The sequence below is a fragment of the Microbacterium ureisolvens genome (assembly GCF_019511645.1).
GTDB classification, from domain to species: Bacteria; Actinomycetota; Actinomycetes; order Actinomycetales; family Microbacteriaceae; genus Microbacterium; species Microbacterium ureisolvens_A.
Window position 1 is genome coordinate 504,812 of sequence record NZ_JAEUAX010000002.1, and the last position, 16,479, is coordinate 521,290.

Sequence of the window (16,479 nt, forward strand, 5' to 3'; positions counted from 1 at the left end):
CGAGTCGACCCTTCCCCGAGACACGGAGTCCCCCTAGGGTGCCAAGTGGGAGACCTCGTCGGGTCTCCCTGCTTGTTTGTGACGTGCGTGAAGAACGGAGTGACCCTGTGCCTCGCGAATTCCAGGGAAAGATCGAACTCGACGTCCGCGACTCGGTGGCGGACTGGGAAGCCTTTCTCCCGACCAAGCCACCGAAGGACGCACCCAACGTGCTCGTCGTGCTCTACGACGACACCGGCATGGCCGCGTGGTCGCCGTACGGCGGGCGGATCAACATGCCGACGATGGACCGCCTGGCGGAGAACGGGCTGACGTACTCGCAGTGGCACACCACGGCGCTCTGCTCTCCCACGCGCTCGACCTTCCTCACCGGTCGCAACCACCACCTCAACGGCTTCGCGACGATCTCGGAGTCCTCGACCGGCTTCCCCGGCTACAACTCCCACATCCCCGACTCGAACGTCACGATGGCGCACCTCCTGCGCGACGCCGGGTGGTCGACGTTCTGGGTCGGCAAGAACCACAACGTGCCCATCGACGAGTGGACCGCCGGCGCCAGCAAGAAGCACTGGCCCCTCGCCCAGGGCTACGACCGGTTCTACGGCTTCATCGGCGGTGAGACGAACAACTGGTTCCCGTCGCTCGCCGAAGACAACCACTACATCGACCAGCCGTACCTTCCCGAGCAGGGCTACCACCTGTCGAAGGACCTGGCCGACCAGGCCCTCAAGATGATCCGCGACGTCAAGCAGACCGAGCCCGACAAGCCCTGGTACCTGTGGTTCTGCCCGGGCGCCAACCACGCTCCGCACCACGCCCCGCAGGAGTACATCGACAAGTACAAGGGCGCCTTCGACGACGGCTACGAGTCCTACCGGGAGTGGGTGCTCGAGCGCATGAAGGAGAAGGGCATCGTCCCGTCCGATACGGCGCTGACCCCCCTGAACCCGATGCCCGAGGGCACGTTCGCGCCGACGGACGAGGTGCTGCCGTGGGACACCCTCTCGGACGAGCAGAGGGCGATGTTCAGCCGCATGGCTGAGGTCTACGCCGGCTTCAGCGAGTACACCGACGCGCAGGTCGGCCGGATCATCGACTACCTCGAGGAGTCCGGCCAGCTCGACAACACCCTCGTCATCTACTGCGCCGACAACGGCGCCTCGGGAGAGGGCAGTCCAAACGGGTCGGTGAACGAGGGCAAGATCTTCGGCGGGTATCCCGACAGCCTCGAGGAGAACCTCAGGCTCGTCGACAGGCTGGGATCGCCCGACACCTACAACCACTACCCCACGGGATGGGCGGCGGCGTTCTCGACGCCGTACAAGATGTTCAAGCGCTACACGTACCAGGGCGGCGTGGCCGACCCGCTCGTGATCCACTGGCCCGCCGGCATCCGGGCCAAGGGCGAGGTGCGGCATCAGTACCACCACTCCGTCGACATCGTGCCGACCATCCTCGAGGCGTGCGGCGTCGGCTTCCCCGACACCTACAACGGAGTCGAGCAGACGCCCCTGTCAGGCGTGTCGATGGTGGGATCGTTCGACGCCGCCCCCGACGGGCCTACGAACAAGAAGACGCAGTACTACGAGATGTTCGGCCAGCGCGGCATCTGGCACGAGGGCTGGAAGGCCGTGACGGTGCACGGGCCGGTCAGCGGCAAGGGCGACTTCCCGGGCGACGAGTGGGAGCTGTACCACACCGACGTCGACCGTGCTGAGGCGCACAACCTCGCTGCCGAGCACCCCGACAAGCTCGAGGAGCTGAAAGCCCTGTGGCTCGAGGAGGCGAAGGCGAACAAGGTGCTGCCGCTGAACGACCTGCAGGTCCTCGGCAATCCCAAGGACTTCGAGACGTTCATCAAGATGGAGTTCCACCAGCCGGCGCCACCGTCGGGCCAGTTCGTCTACTATCCCGGCACCAGCGAGATCCCGGAGCGCAGCGCTGCCAACGTGCACGGCGGCTCGTACAAGATCGCGGCCGAGATCGAATTCACGCCCGAGACCCAGGGCGTGATCTTCGCGCACGGTTCGCGCTTCGGCGGTCACGCACTCGTCGTCAAGGACGGCGAGATCCACTACGTGTACAACTTCCTCGGCATCCCGCCGGAGGACCGGGTGTCTGCTCCCGTCCCGATGTCGGGCAAGCACATCATCGGCGTCGAGTTCGTCAAGGAGGGAACCGGCGACTACCGCGAGCCGAAGGGCCCCGTCAGGCTCTACATCGACGACCAGCAGGTCGGGGAGAAGCACATCCGCACGGTGCTCGGCCACTTCTCGCTCTGCGGCGAGGGACTCACCATCGGCCGCGACAGCGCCGACCCGGTGTCGTCGCTGTACGGCTACGGGTTCGACTTCACCGGTGGCGAGATCTCGAAGGTCGTCTTCGACATCGCGGACGACGTGTACCTCGACCTCGAGGCGCATCTCGCGGCGGCGTACGCGCGCGACTGACCCCGAACGACAGAGAACGGATGCTGCGGCCTCGGGCTGCAGCATCCGTTCTCTGGTTCTTGATCCTCAGTTGAGGAGCTGAGCCGCAATGAGGACCCTCGAGGCGTTTTCCCTCCGCATCTCGGCTCGGATCCTCACATGAGGAGCGGAGGACGTTGCGCCCGTGCCGCCGGTCGGGGCATGGATCAGACGGATGCTGCCGCCAGGCCGCCGTCGACCGTGGCATGTACGCGTCCCGCGGCGTCGAGCTGCGCGTACCACGGTGTGCGGCGCGCGACCCTCGCCGCGGTCTCGGGCAGTGCCGCGATGTGCAGGACGATCCCGCGTTGCGACAGCTCGCGGTCGAGGTCTTCGAACATGTCGAGCACGGTGATGGTGACGAGGTACTGCCGCTCGAGATCGAGCACGAGTGCGGTCGCCTTCTCACCGGTGGCGAGCGCGACGATCGCCTGCTCGTTCTCGAGCGCGCTGGCCGTGTACATGGCGCGCATGACGTGCACCGCTACCGCCCCGCCCCGCCTTCCCTCGAGCTCGAGCTTCGGGATGTTGACCTCGCGCAGCACCATCACCAGGGTCACGGCGACGCCGACGAAGACCGCGGCGAGAAGGCCCGCCGACAGGCCGACCAGGGCGACGGCGACAGCGACCCAGAAGTCGCGCGGGCTGATGCGCGCCCACCTGATGAGCTCGGGGATGTCGATGAGGCCGATGACCGCCACGAAGACCATCGCGGCGAGTGTCGCCTGAGGCAGCAGGCTCAGCACCGGACCGAACGAGAGCGCCACCAGCACGGCGAGCGCGACCGTCACGAGCGTCGACAGCTGCGTCTTGGCGCCGGCGTTCTGGTTGACGGCGCTCTGAGAGAAGCCGCCCGCCGCCGGCATCGTGGTGAAGAAGGCACCTGCCACGTTCGCGGCGCCGGTCGCGAAGATCTCCTGGTTGCTGTCGATCTGCGGCTCGGAACCCTGACGGATGCCGCGCGCCACCGCCGCCGACTCCAGGAACGCCATCACGGCGATGGCGAGGGCGCCCGGCACGAGGGCGGTGAGGTGCGTGAAGTCGGGCAATCCGGGAAGCGGCAGCCCTGACGGGACCGGATCGATGATGTCGACGCCCGCGTCGGCCAGGCCCGCGAACGCGACGAGCAGGATGCCGCCGACCACCACGATGAGGGTTGCGGGCACCTTCGGCGCCACGCGCTTGAGCACGAGCAGCGTCGCGATCGACCCTGCCGACAGCGCGACCGTGGGCCAGTTCACCGTGCCGAACGCCTCGCCGACCGCGGCGAGCGAGCGGAGGAAGCCGTGCCCCGAGAAGTCGTAGGTCTCGCCGAGCAGCTTCGGCAGCTGCCCGACGGCGACCGTCGCGCCGACGCCGATCTTCATGCCGAGCAGCGTCGCGCCGCTGATGTTCTCGACGAGCGAGCCCAGGGTGAAGAGGCGGCACAGCAGCAGGATCGCGCCCACCAGCAGCGTGAGCGTCATGAGCGAGCCGAGCGCGTCGTCGGCGCTGTCGGCGCTCGCCGCGACGCCCGCCGAGACCAGCGTGGTCGCGGTGAGGGTCGCGATCGTGGACGTCGTCGACACGCTCATCGCGCGGCTGCCGCCGAGGAGCGCGTAGACGAGCATCGGGACGATGCAGGTGTAGAGGCCCACCTGCACCGGGAGGTTCGCAATCGTCGCGTACGCCATCGCCTGCGGCACCACCACGGCCCCGGCCGAGAGCCCGCCGACGATGTCAGGCACGAGCCACTCGCGACGGTAGCCGGCGAAGGTCGGCAGCAGCCACCGCGGGCGCGGGGAAGGCGCTGTCGTCGTCATGAGCCGAATCTACCCAGTCGTCGCTCCGGGCCCCGAGACGCCCGGCGGAGGGGCGCCGCGTCGCAGACGCGCCGCGACGACCGCGACGCGCCGCAGGATCACGCGTCATGAACGACGCGTCGCCGCGCCGCGCAATGCCACACTTAGCCGGTGGACACCACTCTCCTCGCCAACCTGACCTGGTCGCTCGCGGCGCTCGTGCATGCCGCGATCGTCATCACCGCGCTCATCGTGATCCCCCGGGGGCGCAAGCCCACGGCAGCGATGGCGTGGATCCTGCTGATCGTGATCCTCCCCGGCGTCGGTGTGATCCTCTACCTCGTCATCGGCAACTTCCGCCTGCCGGCGAAGAGACGCGCCGAGCAGGCGCGCATCGACGAGATCATCCGGGGCAGGGTGACCGACGGCGCACTGTCGGAGACGGATGCCTCGTGGCCGCGGTGGTTCCAGCGCGTGGTGCAGCAGAACCAGACGTTGACCGCCCTTCCCGCGTCGACGGGCAACGAGGCGACGCTCCTGCCGCACTACCAGGAGTCGCTCGACGCGATGGCGACCGAGATCGACACCGCCCAGGACTTCGTGCACATCGAGTTCTTCATCGTCGGATGGGATGACTCGACCCGCGAGTTCTTCGCCGCCATGGAGCGAGCCGTCGCCCGAGGGGTGACCGTGCGCCTCCTGGCCGACTACGTCGCGACCAAGAAGGTGGCCGACAGCGGCAAGATGCTCGCCGAGCTCGACCGCATCGGCGTGAAGTGGGCCTGGATGCTCCCGGTCGAGCCCTTCAAGGGCAAGTACCAGCGCCCCGACCTGCGCAACCACCGCAAGATCGTCGTGGTCGACGGCCGCGTCGCGTTCATGGGCTCGCAGAACCTGATCGCCCGGCACTACGACTCGCCGAAGAACATCAAGCGCGGCCTCAAGTGGCAGGAGCTCATGACGCGGCTGACCGGGCCGGTCGTGGCATCCGTGAACACCGTCTTCCTGTCGGACTGGCTCATCGAGACCGGCGAAGACCTGTCGGCGACGGCCCAGGTGCCGCCGGCCGAGCTGCCCGTGTCGACCGCGCCCGACGCACTGCTGTGCCAGGTGGTGCCGAGCGGGCCGGGTTACGACACCGAGAACAACCTCCGGCTGTTCCTGTCGCTGATCTACGGCGCGACCGAGAAGGTCATCCTCACGAGCCCCTACTTCGTCCCCGACGAGGCGATGGTCTACGCGATCACGAGCGCCTGCCAGCGGGGCCTGGAGGTGCAGCTGTTCGTGTCGGAGGTCGGCGACCAGTTCATGGTGTGGCACGCCCAGCGGTCGTACTACCAGGTGCTGCTCGAAGCCGGCGTCCGGATCTTCCTCTACCCGGCGCCGTTCATCCTCCACTCCAAGCACTTCTCGATCGACGACGACATCGCCGTCATCGGCTCGAGCAACATGGACATCCGCTCCTTCAGCCTCAACAGCGAGGTCTCCCTCATGGTGCGCGGCGAGTCGTTCGTCAAGGGCATGCGCGAGGTCGAGCAGGCGTACCGCGACGCCGGCCGTGAGCTCACCCTCGAGGAATGGCGCCGCGAGCCCGCCAAGGCCACGTTCCTCGACGGCCTGATGCGCCTCACGTCTGCGTTGAACTGACGTTGCGGGTGACGGATGCCTCGGCGCGAGGCATCCGTCACCCCTCCCTGTTCCCCTGCTGCGCTTCTCCTCATTCGAGGTGGAGAGCCGAGTCGAGGGAAGACTCGCCGCGAATCGGTGCTGAGGTCGGCCCAGAACCTCAATTGAGGAACCAGGCGATCCGGCGGGTTGCACGCTGACGGACCACGACTCCTCCCCAGGTCGGAGGTCGCAGCGGTTTTGAACGGATCGGCGCACACCCTGTGAGTCCGTGGGATGCGGCATCCACGCTGAATCGGTGACAACAGGGACGTCGGAACCGCCGTGGATGCTGCTGCTGCGGTCACGAAAGGGGATCGCCCGGCAGTCGGCTCTCCTCGGCCGTGACACGAGCAAGCGGGATCTCGCCGATGCGGTCGCAAAGGGCTCTCTTGTGCGCATCCGCCGCTCGTGGCTGGCGCTCCCCGACGCAGATCCGCAGCTGGTCTCTGCTGCGCGCGCGGGCGTCGTACTGGGGTGCGTCACGCAGGCTCAGCGGCTCGGGCTTTGGGTGCACGTCGACACAGCGCGGCCCCATGTCTGCGCGCCACCGAGCGCTGGGGGCGTGCGGATAGAGCGCGAGCAGACCACCGGAGACCTGAAGGCGATCGTGCACTGGTTCGCACCGGTCGTGGCTCGACCTCCGCATGTACTGGAAGACGGGATCGAGAACGCCCTTGTTGCGATCGCGCAGTGCCAGCCCTTCGAACACGCTCTCGCCGTGTGGGAGTCAGCGCTCAACAAGAGCCTGATTGACCGACAGATACTTGCGCGTCTGAGGCTGCCAGGCCTCGCTCGCGACATCCTCGCCGAGGCGACGCCATTCGCCGACTCGGGTCTCGAGACCATCGTGCCGCGGCGGCTGCGTTGGCTGCGGCTGCGGATCCTCCACCAGATCTGGGTCCACGGCCATCGCGTCGACTTCCTCATCGGCGACCGTCTCGTGCTGCAGATCGACGGTGGTCATCACGTCGGACCGCAGCGCGAAGCCGACAACAAACACGACGCTGAGCTCATGCTGCGCGGCTACCACGTGGTCCGCGTGGGCTACAGCCAGGTCATGGATGACTGGCCTTCGGTGCAGCAGCTCATCATGAACGCCGTCGCGGAGGGTCTGCACCTCGCGCGCTGAGCCCGGATCGAGGGCGATCGCGGCTGAGTGCCGCGCGCAGGAGTCATGCATCCCCTCAGGCCGATCTCCTCAGTTGAGGCCGTGCGCCGAAACGCGGAGCCATCCGCGGGCGACGATCCTCGACTCGGCAACGCTCCTCAGCTGAGGACGTGGCCGCGCGGCCTCGTGATCGGACGGAAAGGCCCGGCCTCGGGTCGAGAATCCATGTCTGCTCCCTCAAACGAGGAGCGTGGCCGACATGCGGAGCATCCATGCCCGGGCGGTCCTCAACTCGGCAACGGTCCTCAATCGAGGAGACGGGCGGCAGACCGGGACGGACGGCACGGGGGACGGATGCCGCGGACCGCAGCATCCGTGCCTCCGAGGCGATTCCGCTAGACCTTGAGGTTCTGCCTCGGCACCACGACCTCGCGGATGATCAGCAGGATCGACGCCATCACGGGCAGGGCGACCAGGACGCCCACGATGCCGGCGAGCGCGCCACCGGCGAGCGCGCCGATGAGGACCAGGGCCGCGGGGATCTCGATCGCCTTGTTCATGACGCGCGGGCTCACGACGTACGACTCGATCTGGATGTAGACGAGGTACGCGATGAAGAAGATCAGGGCCTGCTCGGGGCTCGTGAACAGCGCGATGATCGACGCGAAGATCCAGAAGATCACCGAGCCGAACAGCGGGATGAGGGTCACGACGAACGCGATCACGGCCATGAGCGCGGGGAACGGCAGCCCGATCACGACGTGCAGCACGAACACCACGGCGGCGTTGATCGACGACAGGATGACCGACCCGATGAGGGCGCTGCCGACGGAATCGGTGATGCGCTCGGTGAGGTCCGCGAGGCGCACACGGCTGTGGGCCGGCGCGAGGTCGTAGAACGCGCGCTTGGCCGCCGTGAGCGAGGCGAGGAAGTACAGCGTCAGCGCGATGACGACGAAGCTCGCGGAGATCGCCGCGACGAAACCGACTCCGACCGCCAGCACGCCGCCGCCGAGAGCTGCGAGGGTCGACGGCGCCGAGACCCACTCGGCGATCTGCTCGAGGGCTCCGAGAACCGCGACCTGCGCGTCGGGAGCGAGTCGTGCAAACCACTCGGACTGCGGGATGTTCTCGACGAGCTCGGGGATGGCCTGCACGAGCTGCACGATCTGGGCGACGACGGGCGGCAGCACGAATACGAAGAACGCCACCATCACCAGCGCGAAGCCGGCGAACACGATCGCGATGCCAGCGCCGCGCTTGACCTTGTGGCGCTCCAGCATGCGCACGATCGGGTCGAGCCCGACCGCGAGGAACATCGCCAGGACGATGTAGACGAGGATCGTCGAGATCGACCCGATGGCCGATCCGAGCACCAGTGCGGCGAGCACGCCGATGGTGACGAGGAAGCCCGTTGCGAGCGGATGGTCGAGCCCGGCCAGCACCTTGGAGAAGCGGCGGGGACGCTCCTGCGCCACCGCGACCACCTCCTCGGGGGAGACGGACGAGACGACGGGTTCGGCGGGGTCGGTCATGCCCCTAATCATGGGGCCTCTGAACCTCTGGCGAATACTCCGACGCGAGTTCGGATTCCCGTTCGTTCTCCGCCGCCTTTAGGTAGTACGGTTCTGCCAGGGGAAGGCCACGACAGCGTCGATCCCCTTGCAAATTCGATTCCGACGGCTCGTCCCGTCGAGAAAGCTGGTGTGAAATGGGTGGCGGCTTCTGGGACTTCATCCTCTGGATGTTCTGGATCTTCGTTTTCGTCGCGTACCTGATGGTGATCTTCTCGATCATCGGCGACCTGTTCCGCGACGACTCGCTCAACGGCTGGTTGAAGGCGATCTGGATCATCTTCCTCATCTTCGTGCCGTTCCTCACGGCGCTGATCTACCTCATCGCCCGCGGCAACGGCATGCAGAAGCGCTCCATCGCGCAGGCGCAGGAGCTCCGCGCCGCTCAGGACGCATACATCCGGCAGACCGCCGGATCCGGATCCAGTGCGGCCGACGACATCGCGAAGGCGAAGTCGCTGCTCGACTCGGGCGCGATCTCGCAGGCCGAGTTCGACGCCCTCAAGGCCAAGGCGCTGGCAGCCTAGGCCGGTACCGGAACAGGAGAAGACATGACGACCTTCGACTATGGCCCGATCGAGTTCTACGCGATCGGCTTCGAGGGTGACCGCCCGGGTCCCGCGGTGCTCCAGGCGATCGACGACCTCGTCGCCGCCGGCACGGTGAACGTGCTCGACCTCGTGTTCGCCCGCCGTTCGCCCGAGGGCGAGATCGAGGTGCTCGAGCTGTCCGACACGATCGACGACGGCGCTCCCGCGCTCGACCTGGCGGGTCTCGCGGGTCAGGAAGACATCCTGTACCTCGCCGAGAACCTCGAGCCGGGCTCGTCGGCGGCGATCCTCGTGGTCGAGCTGCTGTGGGCGAAGTCGTTCGCGGCAGCGCTCTACGACGCCGGCGGGGCCGTCATCGCTCGCGAGGGCATTCCGGCACCGATCGTCAACGCGTTCCTCGCTGAGCACGCGGACTGAAGGAGGAAAGACACATGCCACTCGGAAGAATGGGCCGTCCCGGCCTGATCGGCATGGCCGCCCGCACCGCTGTCGTCGCCGGCACGGCGACGGCCGTCTCGGGCAGCGTCGCACGCCACCAGCAGCAGAAGTACTACGACCAGTCGCAGCAGCAGGCCTACGAGGCCCAGGCGCAGCAGGCGGCCATGGATCAGGCGGCAGCGCAGGCCGTCGCCAACGCCCAGGCCGCCCAGGCTGCTCAGGCGCCCGCGCCGGCCCAGGACGACATGATGGCCAAGCTCACGCAGCTCGCGCAGCTGCACGCGCAGGGCATCCTGTCGGACGAGGAGTTCGCGGCGGCGAAGGCCAAGCTGCTCTCCTGACGCAACCGGTCGAGAAGGCCGCGTCCCCTCCGGGGTACGCGGCCTTCTTGCATGCACGGGAGACGGATGCTGCCGCCCGCCGCGCGAACGGATGCCCCGCTGCTCAGCCACCGGGGCGGTCGTCGCCGCCCTCGCCCAGACCGCCGGAGTGCCGCTCGGGACCGGGGGCGCCCGGAGAGCCGGGCGTCTCGCTGCGCGGCTCGACGTCGCCGGGAGCCGCCTGCCCAGGCTGTTGCTCGCCGGGGCTCGCGGCACCGGGCGCGGCAGTCGCGGCACCGGCAGCCGCGGCGCCCGCGGCACCGGGCGCGAGAGCCAGGGCATCGATCCGCTCGATCAGCATCCGCAGCTGAGCGCGCGTCGCCGGCTCCTCGTCGTCGTGATCGCGGGCGGCGCGCTCGAGCACCCACGACGCGAGCGTCGCCGTGATCACGCCGGCGAGCGCGACTCCACCGAACATCAGCCCGACGCCGACCCAGCGGCCCGGTCCGGTCACGGGGGTGTAGTCGCCGAAGCCGGTCGTCGTGACGGTCACGCACGCCCACCAGATCGCGATGTCGAACGTGGTGATGTTGGCGTCCGCCGCATGGCGCTCGGCCTCGAGCACCGCGAGTGACGCGATGTAGATCAGGATGAGCGATGCGCCCACGCCGTAGACGAGGATCTGGGTGCGCAGCACGCCGCCGGCGGTCGTCTTCATGCCGGGCAGCTTGGTCAGCACGCGCAGCAGCCGCACGAGCCGGAGCACGGGAACCAGCGCGAACGCCAGCGCCGGAAGATGCGTGCGGAACCAGCGCCACTTCTGACGGGCGAGCATGAGGCGCACGAGGTAGTCGGCGATGAACATCGCCCACGTGACGAGGATGACGGTCGTCGCCACGGCCCGGCCGGGCCCCTGCAGATCGGCGATCACACGCCACGAATACGCCACCAGGTACGCGAAGCTCGCGACGATCAACGGCCCCGAGGTGCGCTTGTGCCAGGTGTGCTCATCCACAGCCGAATCATGTCGCATGCGCGCTCCTGCGCGCAGCGGACGCGCCCGCCGGGCGGGATCGTGTCGGCCGTTCCTCGCGGCTGTGGTCGGCGACCGCTATCGTGTGGCCATGCCCGGCCCCTCCGCCGCCTCGCCCGCACCGGCCACCCCGCCGGGACCTCAGCTCACCGTCCGACGACTGATCCTGCTGTCGATCCCCGCGATCATCATCGGGGTGGTGTCAGCGCTGTCGCTCTGGCTGCTCAACCAGATCGCCGCCCGACTGGACGGTGTCCTGTGGACGGACCTGCCGAAGTCGCTGGGCATCGCGCCGGACTCGCCGTGGTGGATCTTCGCCGTGCTCACCTTCACCGGCATCGCTGTCGGGCTGGTGGTGTGGCTGGTCCCGGGCCATGCCGGCCCGGACTCGGCGACGACCGAGCTCGCGGCCACGCCACTGAAGATGTCGGTGCTGCCGGGACTCGCGGTCGTGGTCATCCTCAGCCTCGCCGGCGGCGTGAGCCTGGGACCGGAGAATCCGATCATCGCGATCAACGTGACGCTCGCGGTCGCGATCGTCGCCCGGATCTCGAAGGCGGTGCCGCCCGCGCTGATCGGAGCGCTGGCGATCTCGGCGACCATCGGCGCCTTGTTCGGCACGCCGGTCGCCGCCGCCCTCGTCTTCACGGGCATGGTCGGTGAGTTCAAGATGGGCGGGTCGCTGTGGGACAAGCTGTTCCTCCCCCTCGTCGCCGCCGGCGCGGGATCGGTCACGACCTATCTGCTTGGCGACAGCTTCGGCGCACAGGCCCCGTTCGACCCCTACGGTGGACCGCAGCCGTTCGATCTGCTTCTCGGTGCGGTCATCGCGTGCGGGGCGGCCGCGTTCGGGCTCGTCGGCATCTATCTGTTCCCGCTCGTGCATCGCGCCTTCCACGCGCTGCGACATCCGCTGATATTCACCACGCTCGGCGGGATGGTGCTGGGTGTGCTCGGAGCGATCGGTGGCCCGATCACACTCTTCAAGGGTCTCGACCAGAGCGCCCAACTGCTCGCCGACCCCAGCGACTACCCTCCTGCGCAGCTGACCGTGATCCTGCTCGTCAAGATGGCCGCGCTCGTCGTTGCTGCGTCGGCGGGGTTCCGCGGTGGCCGAATCTTCCCGGCAGTGTTCCTGGGTGTGGCTGCGGGCCTGCTCGGGGGGGCACTGCTGCCCGCGCTGCCGCTCTCTCTCGCCGTCGCATGCGGGATCCTCGGCGTTGTGCTGGCCATCGCCCGCGACGGCTGGGTCGCCCTCTTCGTCGCCGTCGCGCTCGTGGACGACATCACGGTGCTCCCGATGCTGTGCATCATCGTGCTGCCGGCGTGGCTCATCGTCACACGGGCGCGCGAGATGCTGATCACGCCGGACGACCTCGCGCGCGAACGGCCCGGCGCCCGCCTGCCGTGGGACCAGCCGGCTTCAGTCCGCTGACGGGGCCCGCTGCTCGTCCTGCTGCAGCGCCGCCGCGTTGCGGATGAACAGCACGATCCACGTGAACACGAGGATGCCGGCCACGAGCTCGACGGCGGTCAGCGTGTAGTAGCCGATGAAGAAGAACACCGCGAGCAGCAGAGTGACCGCGAGGAACAGCCAGCCGAGCGCGACGAACGCCCGCGGGATGCCGGTGATCCATCGCGGAAGCGCGATCACGAGCACACCGAACGCGGCGACCATGCCGGAGGCCACGCCGGTGTGCAGCGCGAAGAACTTGTCGACCGGGAACAGGCCGACCATTCCCAGGAACACGCCGAGCACGATGAGGGTCACGCGCACGCGGCCGATGCCCTTGAGGTTCGCCGTCGGGATCCCGCGCGTCGAGTAGCGGGCGAGCGTCGTCACCAGGAAACCGGCGACGATGATCGTGATGTTGAACGCGAAGGCCGACACGTTCGACGACATGCCGAGGGCGCTCAGGTTGTCCTTCCACCAGTCCGGGTCGCTCGCAGTGAGCATGCTGGCGAGGACGCCGAACACCAGGAACACGGCGAGCACCACCGCAAGCAGCTGCAGGTCCATGTGCGTCGCCGAGTAGAAGGCGACGTAGCCGCTCATCGCCGCGGTGGCGCCCGCGAGGAGGAGCACCGGGAGTGCGAAGACCGTCGCGCCGATGAACGCCTGCTCGAGGATCACGGCGAGCAGCGTCCAGCCGAGCAGCGCGATCACGCCGTGCGCGAAGGCGAGGGCCGCGACGTCGATGTAGTCCAGCACGTGAAGGCGGCGGCCGCCTTCGTGGCGGTGCACGACGATCCGCCCCGCCACCACCGCGAGGAAGGCCACGGCGCCCGAGGCGATCGCGGCGAACTGGCCGACCGATCCCGGACCCGAGATCGGCGCCGCCTGGAACTGGAACACGACCAGCGACACCAGGGCGACGAGGACGAAGGAGATCGCGCCGACGCCGAGGGCCAGCGACTCCAGCGAGCGCTCGCTCGAAGCGTCGAACATGCCCGCAGCCTTGCGGGGCGAGGCGGGCTGCTCGGGGGTGGGTCGATCGAGCGAGGTCTGGGTCATCGGGGGCTCCGGGGGACTCGGGTGGTGAGGGGAAAAGGGATCAGGAGTCGGAGAGGGATTCGCGGGCGGCGGACGCCGGCGTGGCCGTGCGGTCTCCCGACAGCCACCGCAGCCAGAGTGAGCCGGGGTCGCCCTCGAGCACCAGCGTCCGCACGAACAAGGTCAGTGGGATCGAGAGGATCGCGCCGAGCGGGCCGATGACGAAGGTCCAGAACACGACCGAGAAGAAGCTCAGCGTCAGGCTCAGGTCGACCGCGTCGCTGACGAACTTCGGCTGCACGAGCACCTGCAGCACGACGTTCACGACGCAGTAGATGGCGATGACGGCAAGAAGCAGCGGCCAGCCGCCGACGACGAACGCCAGCACCGCGGGCGGGATGAGGCCCAGCACGAAGCCGATGTTGGGGATGAAGTTCGTGACGAACGCGAGCACGGCCCACACGATGGGTGCGGGTACGCCCAGGGCCCACAGCGCCAGCCCGTCGATGATCGCGACGACCGCGCCGAACGACGCGTTCACGACGTAGTAGCGACGAACCCCCGTGTTGAGGCGCCCGATCCGCGCGAGGACCGGGCGGCGCCCGGCGCCGAAGACCCGCTCCGCATCGCGGTACCGCGCCGCGTCCGCCGCGGTGAAGATGATGTACGAGACGACGAAGAACAGCGCCGTGACGACTCCGATCACGGTGCCGCCGACGCTTCCCACGACCCTCAGCAGCGCCGTGGGGTCGAGTACCGAGGCCGCAGCATCCGTCGCCTGCTGATCGAGACCGACGGACTGGAGCCACGCGAGGAAGTCGTCGAGGCTGCCGCGCAGCTGGTCGAGGTAGTCCGACACGAGGCCCGCGAACTGCACGCCGGCGACCCACAGCAGGACGCCCATGATCGCGAGCACGAGGTACGCGAGCAGGATGACCGCGGTCGTTCCGGTCCAGCGCGGCCAGCCGCGGCGCTGGAGCGGCCTGCGGACCGGCTCGCAGATGACGACGAGCACGATGGCCAGCGCCAGCGGGCCGATGAGGCTCCGCGCGAAGTACACGCCCGCGAGCACCACAACGGTCGCGGCGAGCACGAGGAGCACGCGCAAGCTGGGCGAGATCGCGGGGGGCGGAGCGGGCTGCGCGGCGCGGGTCACCGCGTCAGGGTACCGCGCTTCCCGGTCGAGGCCGCACAGTGCCACACTGGGCCCATGTCTACGATCGACGCCTCGCCCATCGGCCGCACCTGGGCCCCGCTGCCGTCCTACGCCGACCACGTCGCCGAAGGCCGCGCGGCCCGCGGGCGCAACCCGCGCGAATCGCTCGCGGAACTGCCGACCAACGACCGCGATCCGATGGCGATCCTCGACGCGCAGGACGAGGACCGCGTCCCCGAGCTGGTGCCGCTGCGCACCGAGCGCATGGCCGCGAGCGCATTCGCGTTCTATCGAGGCACGGCCGCCCTGATGGCCGCCGACCTGTCCCGTTCGCCGTCGAGCGGTGTCAGCGTCGGGTCGTGCGGCGACGCGCACGTGTCGAACTTCGGACTGTACGCCTCGCCCCAGCGGACCCTCGTGTTCGACCTCAACGACTTCGACGAGGCCGCGTGGGCGCCGTGGGAGTGGGACGTCAAGCGGCTCGTCACGAGCATCGTCATCGCCGGGCAGTCAACGGGGCGCGCGGATTCGGTGGTGCGCGAGGCGGCGCTCGACGCGGTGCGCGTCTACGCACGCGCCATCGGCACCGGCGCGAAGCGCAGTCCGCTCAAGCGGTACTACGACCGTTTCGACGCCATGGCCGCCGAGCGGGCCGTCGACGACGACACGCGCGCCGCCATCGACTCCGCAGTCAAGGAGGCGGAGAAGCGCACGGGCGCGCGCGCGGCGAAGAAGATGACGCACGTCGACGGCGAGGGCCGAGTGGTCTTCATCGAGGCGCCGCCGACCATGACGCACATCGACCCCCAGTCGGAGGAGCGGGTGCTGGGCGTCTTCGACCAGTACGTGCAGTCGGCCAACATCGACATCCGCGCCCTGCTGCAGAAGTACCGCATGTCGGACATCGCCCTCCGTGTCGTGGGGGTGGGCAGCGTCGGGACGCGCTGCTTCGTGATCTCGATGCAGGACGGCGACGACGGCGTGCTGCTGCTGCAGGGCAAGGAAGCCGGCAAGAGCGTGCTGATCGAGTACGGCAAGGCCGAGCAGCCGGATGTCGTGACCCGCTTCATCGACCAGTACGGAGACGGCGGTCGCGTGGTCGGCATGCAGCGGATCCTCCAGTCGGTGTCCGACCCCTTCCTGGGCTTCGTGCGCCGTACGACATATGGCGCGCAGCGCGACTTCTACGTGCGCCAGTTCCGCGACAAGAAGGGCGGGTTCGACATGGACGAGCTCGACGACTCCGCCTTCCTCTGGTACGCCGACGCATGCGCGGCGACGCTGGCCCGGGCGCACGGCCAGTCACCGCTGTCGTCGGCGGTCGCCGGCTACGTCGGCGGCGGCCGCGTGGCGGGCGAGGCGATCCTCGAGTGGGCGTACGCCTACGCCGACCTCTCCCGCGCCGACTGGGAGCTGTTCCGCGCCCACCGCGGGGTCGACGCCGCGGGCTGAGGCTCGTCGCGCTGAGCGCTATGCGGTCGCCGGGGGGTGCGCGGCGAGCCACTCGCTCCCGACGCGCTTGGTGACCTTGAGCAGCCACGCGTCGGTGACGACCTCGCGGAGATGGTCGAGACCGATGCGGTCGAGGCGCACCAGGACCGCCGGGTACCCGTCGAAGTGCGGGATCGTGAAGAACGCGTCGGGGTAGGTCTCGAGCAGCGCCTGCTTGACCTGCACACCGTCGGTGCGGACGCCCACGACGTCGCCCGGCGGCCATTCGCGCCCGAGCGCCGCGAGCTGGTCGAGGTCGCGGCCGCTCGGGCGCCGCTCCCACGCGAACACACCGGCGGGCATCCGCCAGCTCGCGCCGCCGCGGTGCCCGTCGACGCGCTCGATCACGCCGGGGAACCCCAGCGCGATGGAGCGCACGTCGTCGAGGGTTGCCATG

The 16,479-nt window shown here is 68.9% G+C and carries 14 protein-coding genes; 8 read left to right on the forward strand and 6 right to left on the reverse strand.

Annotated features, from left to right (window positions below):
- Nucleotides 1-107 precede the first annotated feature (107 nt).
- Nucleotides 108-2,450, forward strand: coding sequence for an arylsulfatase (locus tag JNB61_RS06445; protein ID WP_220339092.1), 2,343 nt, complete (start codon nt 108-110; stop codon nt 2,448-2,450).
- 185 nt (nt 2,451-2,635) lie between these two features.
- Here JNB61_RS06445 and JNB61_RS06450 read toward each other — a convergent pair whose 3' ends face one another.
- The gene (locus JNB61_RS06450) at nt 2,636-4,270 is read right to left on the reverse strand and encodes a SulP family inorganic anion transporter (protein ID WP_220339093.1); all 1,635 of its coding nucleotides are present in this window, start codon (nt 4,268-4,270) and stop codon (nt 2,636-2,638) included.
- A 150-nt stretch (nt 4,271-4,420) separates the two neighbouring features.
- Here JNB61_RS06450 and cls point away from each other — a divergent pair, with 150 nt between their 5' ends.
- The gene (gene cls, locus JNB61_RS06455) at nt 4,421-5,896 is read left to right on the forward strand and encodes a cardiolipin synthase (protein ID WP_220288716.1); all 1,476 of its coding nucleotides are present in this window, start codon (nt 4,421-4,423) and stop codon (nt 5,894-5,896) included.
- 277 nt (nt 5,897-6,173) lie between these two features.
- A complete protein-coding gene (locus JNB61_RS06460) occupies nt 6,174-7,046 on the forward strand; it encodes an endonuclease domain-containing protein (RefSeq protein WP_308291213.1) in 873 nt (290 codons plus the stop codon).
- Nucleotides 7,047-7,420: 374 nt separating this feature from the next.
- Here JNB61_RS06460 and JNB61_RS06465 read toward each other — a convergent pair whose 3' ends face one another.
- Nucleotides 7,421-8,560 carry an AI-2E family transporter gene (locus tag JNB61_RS06465; RefSeq protein ID WP_220288715.1) on the reverse strand — a complete coding sequence of 380 codons (1,140 nt, stop codon included), beginning with the start codon at nt 8,558-8,560 and terminating at the stop codon, nt 7,421-7,423.
- A gap of 176 nt (nt 8,561-8,736) precedes the next feature.
- Between JNB61_RS06465 and JNB61_RS06470 the strand changes: the two genes are divergently transcribed.
- Genes JNB61_RS06470 through JNB61_RS06480 form a run of 3 tightly spaced genes read left to right on the forward strand, consistent with a single transcriptional unit; the run spans nt 8,737 to nt 9,929 of the window.
- Nucleotides 8,737-9,126 carry an SHOCT domain-containing protein gene (locus tag JNB61_RS06470; RefSeq protein WP_220288714.1) on the forward strand — a complete coding sequence of 130 codons (390 nt, stop codon included), beginning with the start codon at nt 8,737-8,739 and terminating at the stop codon, nt 9,124-9,126.
- 24 nt (nt 9,127-9,150) lie between these two features.
- Nucleotides 9,151-9,567 (forward strand): DUF6325 family protein, encoded by a 417-nt coding sequence (locus JNB61_RS06475; RefSeq protein ID WP_159841019.1) that lies wholly within the window; start codon nt 9,151-9,153, stop codon nt 9,565-9,567.
- A 29-nt stretch (nt 9,568-9,596) separates the two neighbouring features.
- Nucleotides 9,597-9,929 carry an SHOCT domain-containing protein gene (locus JNB61_RS06480; RefSeq protein ID WP_220288886.1) on the forward strand — a complete coding sequence of 111 codons (333 nt, stop codon included), beginning with the start codon at nt 9,597-9,599 and terminating at the stop codon, nt 9,927-9,929.
- A 103-nt stretch (nt 9,930-10,032) separates the two neighbouring features.
- On the opposite strand, the gene JNB61_RS06485 is transcribed toward JNB61_RS06480, so the two are convergent.
- On the reverse strand, nt 10,033-10,923 hold the full coding sequence (locus JNB61_RS06485) for a potassium channel family protein (RefSeq protein ID WP_220339094.1): 891 nt from the start codon (nt 10,921-10,923) through the stop codon (nt 10,033-10,035).
- A 109-nt stretch (nt 10,924-11,032) separates the two neighbouring features.
- Between JNB61_RS06485 and JNB61_RS06490 the strand changes: the two genes are divergently transcribed.
- Entirely contained in the window at nt 11,033-12,376 is a 1,344-nt protein-coding gene (locus JNB61_RS06490) for an ion channel protein (protein ID WP_220288712.1), read from the forward strand.
- Here JNB61_RS06490 and JNB61_RS06495 read toward each other — a convergent pair.
- Both JNB61_RS06495 and JNB61_RS06500 read right to left on the reverse strand, forming a co-directional pair.
- Nucleotides 12,365-13,456, reverse strand: coding sequence for a DUF998 domain-containing protein (locus JNB61_RS06495; RefSeq protein ID WP_220339095.1), 1,092 nt, complete (start codon nt 13,454-13,456; stop codon nt 12,365-12,367). The genes JNB61_RS06490 and JNB61_RS06495 overlap by 12 nt on opposite strands.
- 40 nt (nt 13,457-13,496) lie before the next feature.
- On the reverse strand, nt 13,497-14,591 hold the full coding sequence (locus JNB61_RS06500) for an AI-2E family transporter (protein ID WP_220339096.1): 1,095 nt from the start codon (nt 14,589-14,591) through the stop codon (nt 13,497-13,499).
- A 54-nt stretch (nt 14,592-14,645) separates the two neighbouring features.
- On the opposite strand from JNB61_RS06500, the gene JNB61_RS06505 reads away from it, so the two are divergent.
- Nucleotides 14,646-16,043: a DUF2252 domain-containing protein gene (locus JNB61_RS06505; protein WP_220339097.1), complete on the forward strand. Its 1,398-nt coding sequence runs from the start codon at nt 14,646-14,648 to the stop codon at nt 16,041-16,043.
- Between the two features lie 18 nt (nt 16,044-16,061).
- Here the strand turns inward: JNB61_RS06505 and JNB61_RS06510 are convergent, their stop codons facing one another.
- A complete protein-coding gene (locus JNB61_RS06510) occupies nt 16,062-16,478 on the reverse strand; it encodes an MmcQ/YjbR family DNA-binding protein (RefSeq protein WP_220339098.1) in 417 nt (138 codons plus the stop codon).
- Between the last annotated feature and the right edge of the window lies 1 nt (nt 16,479).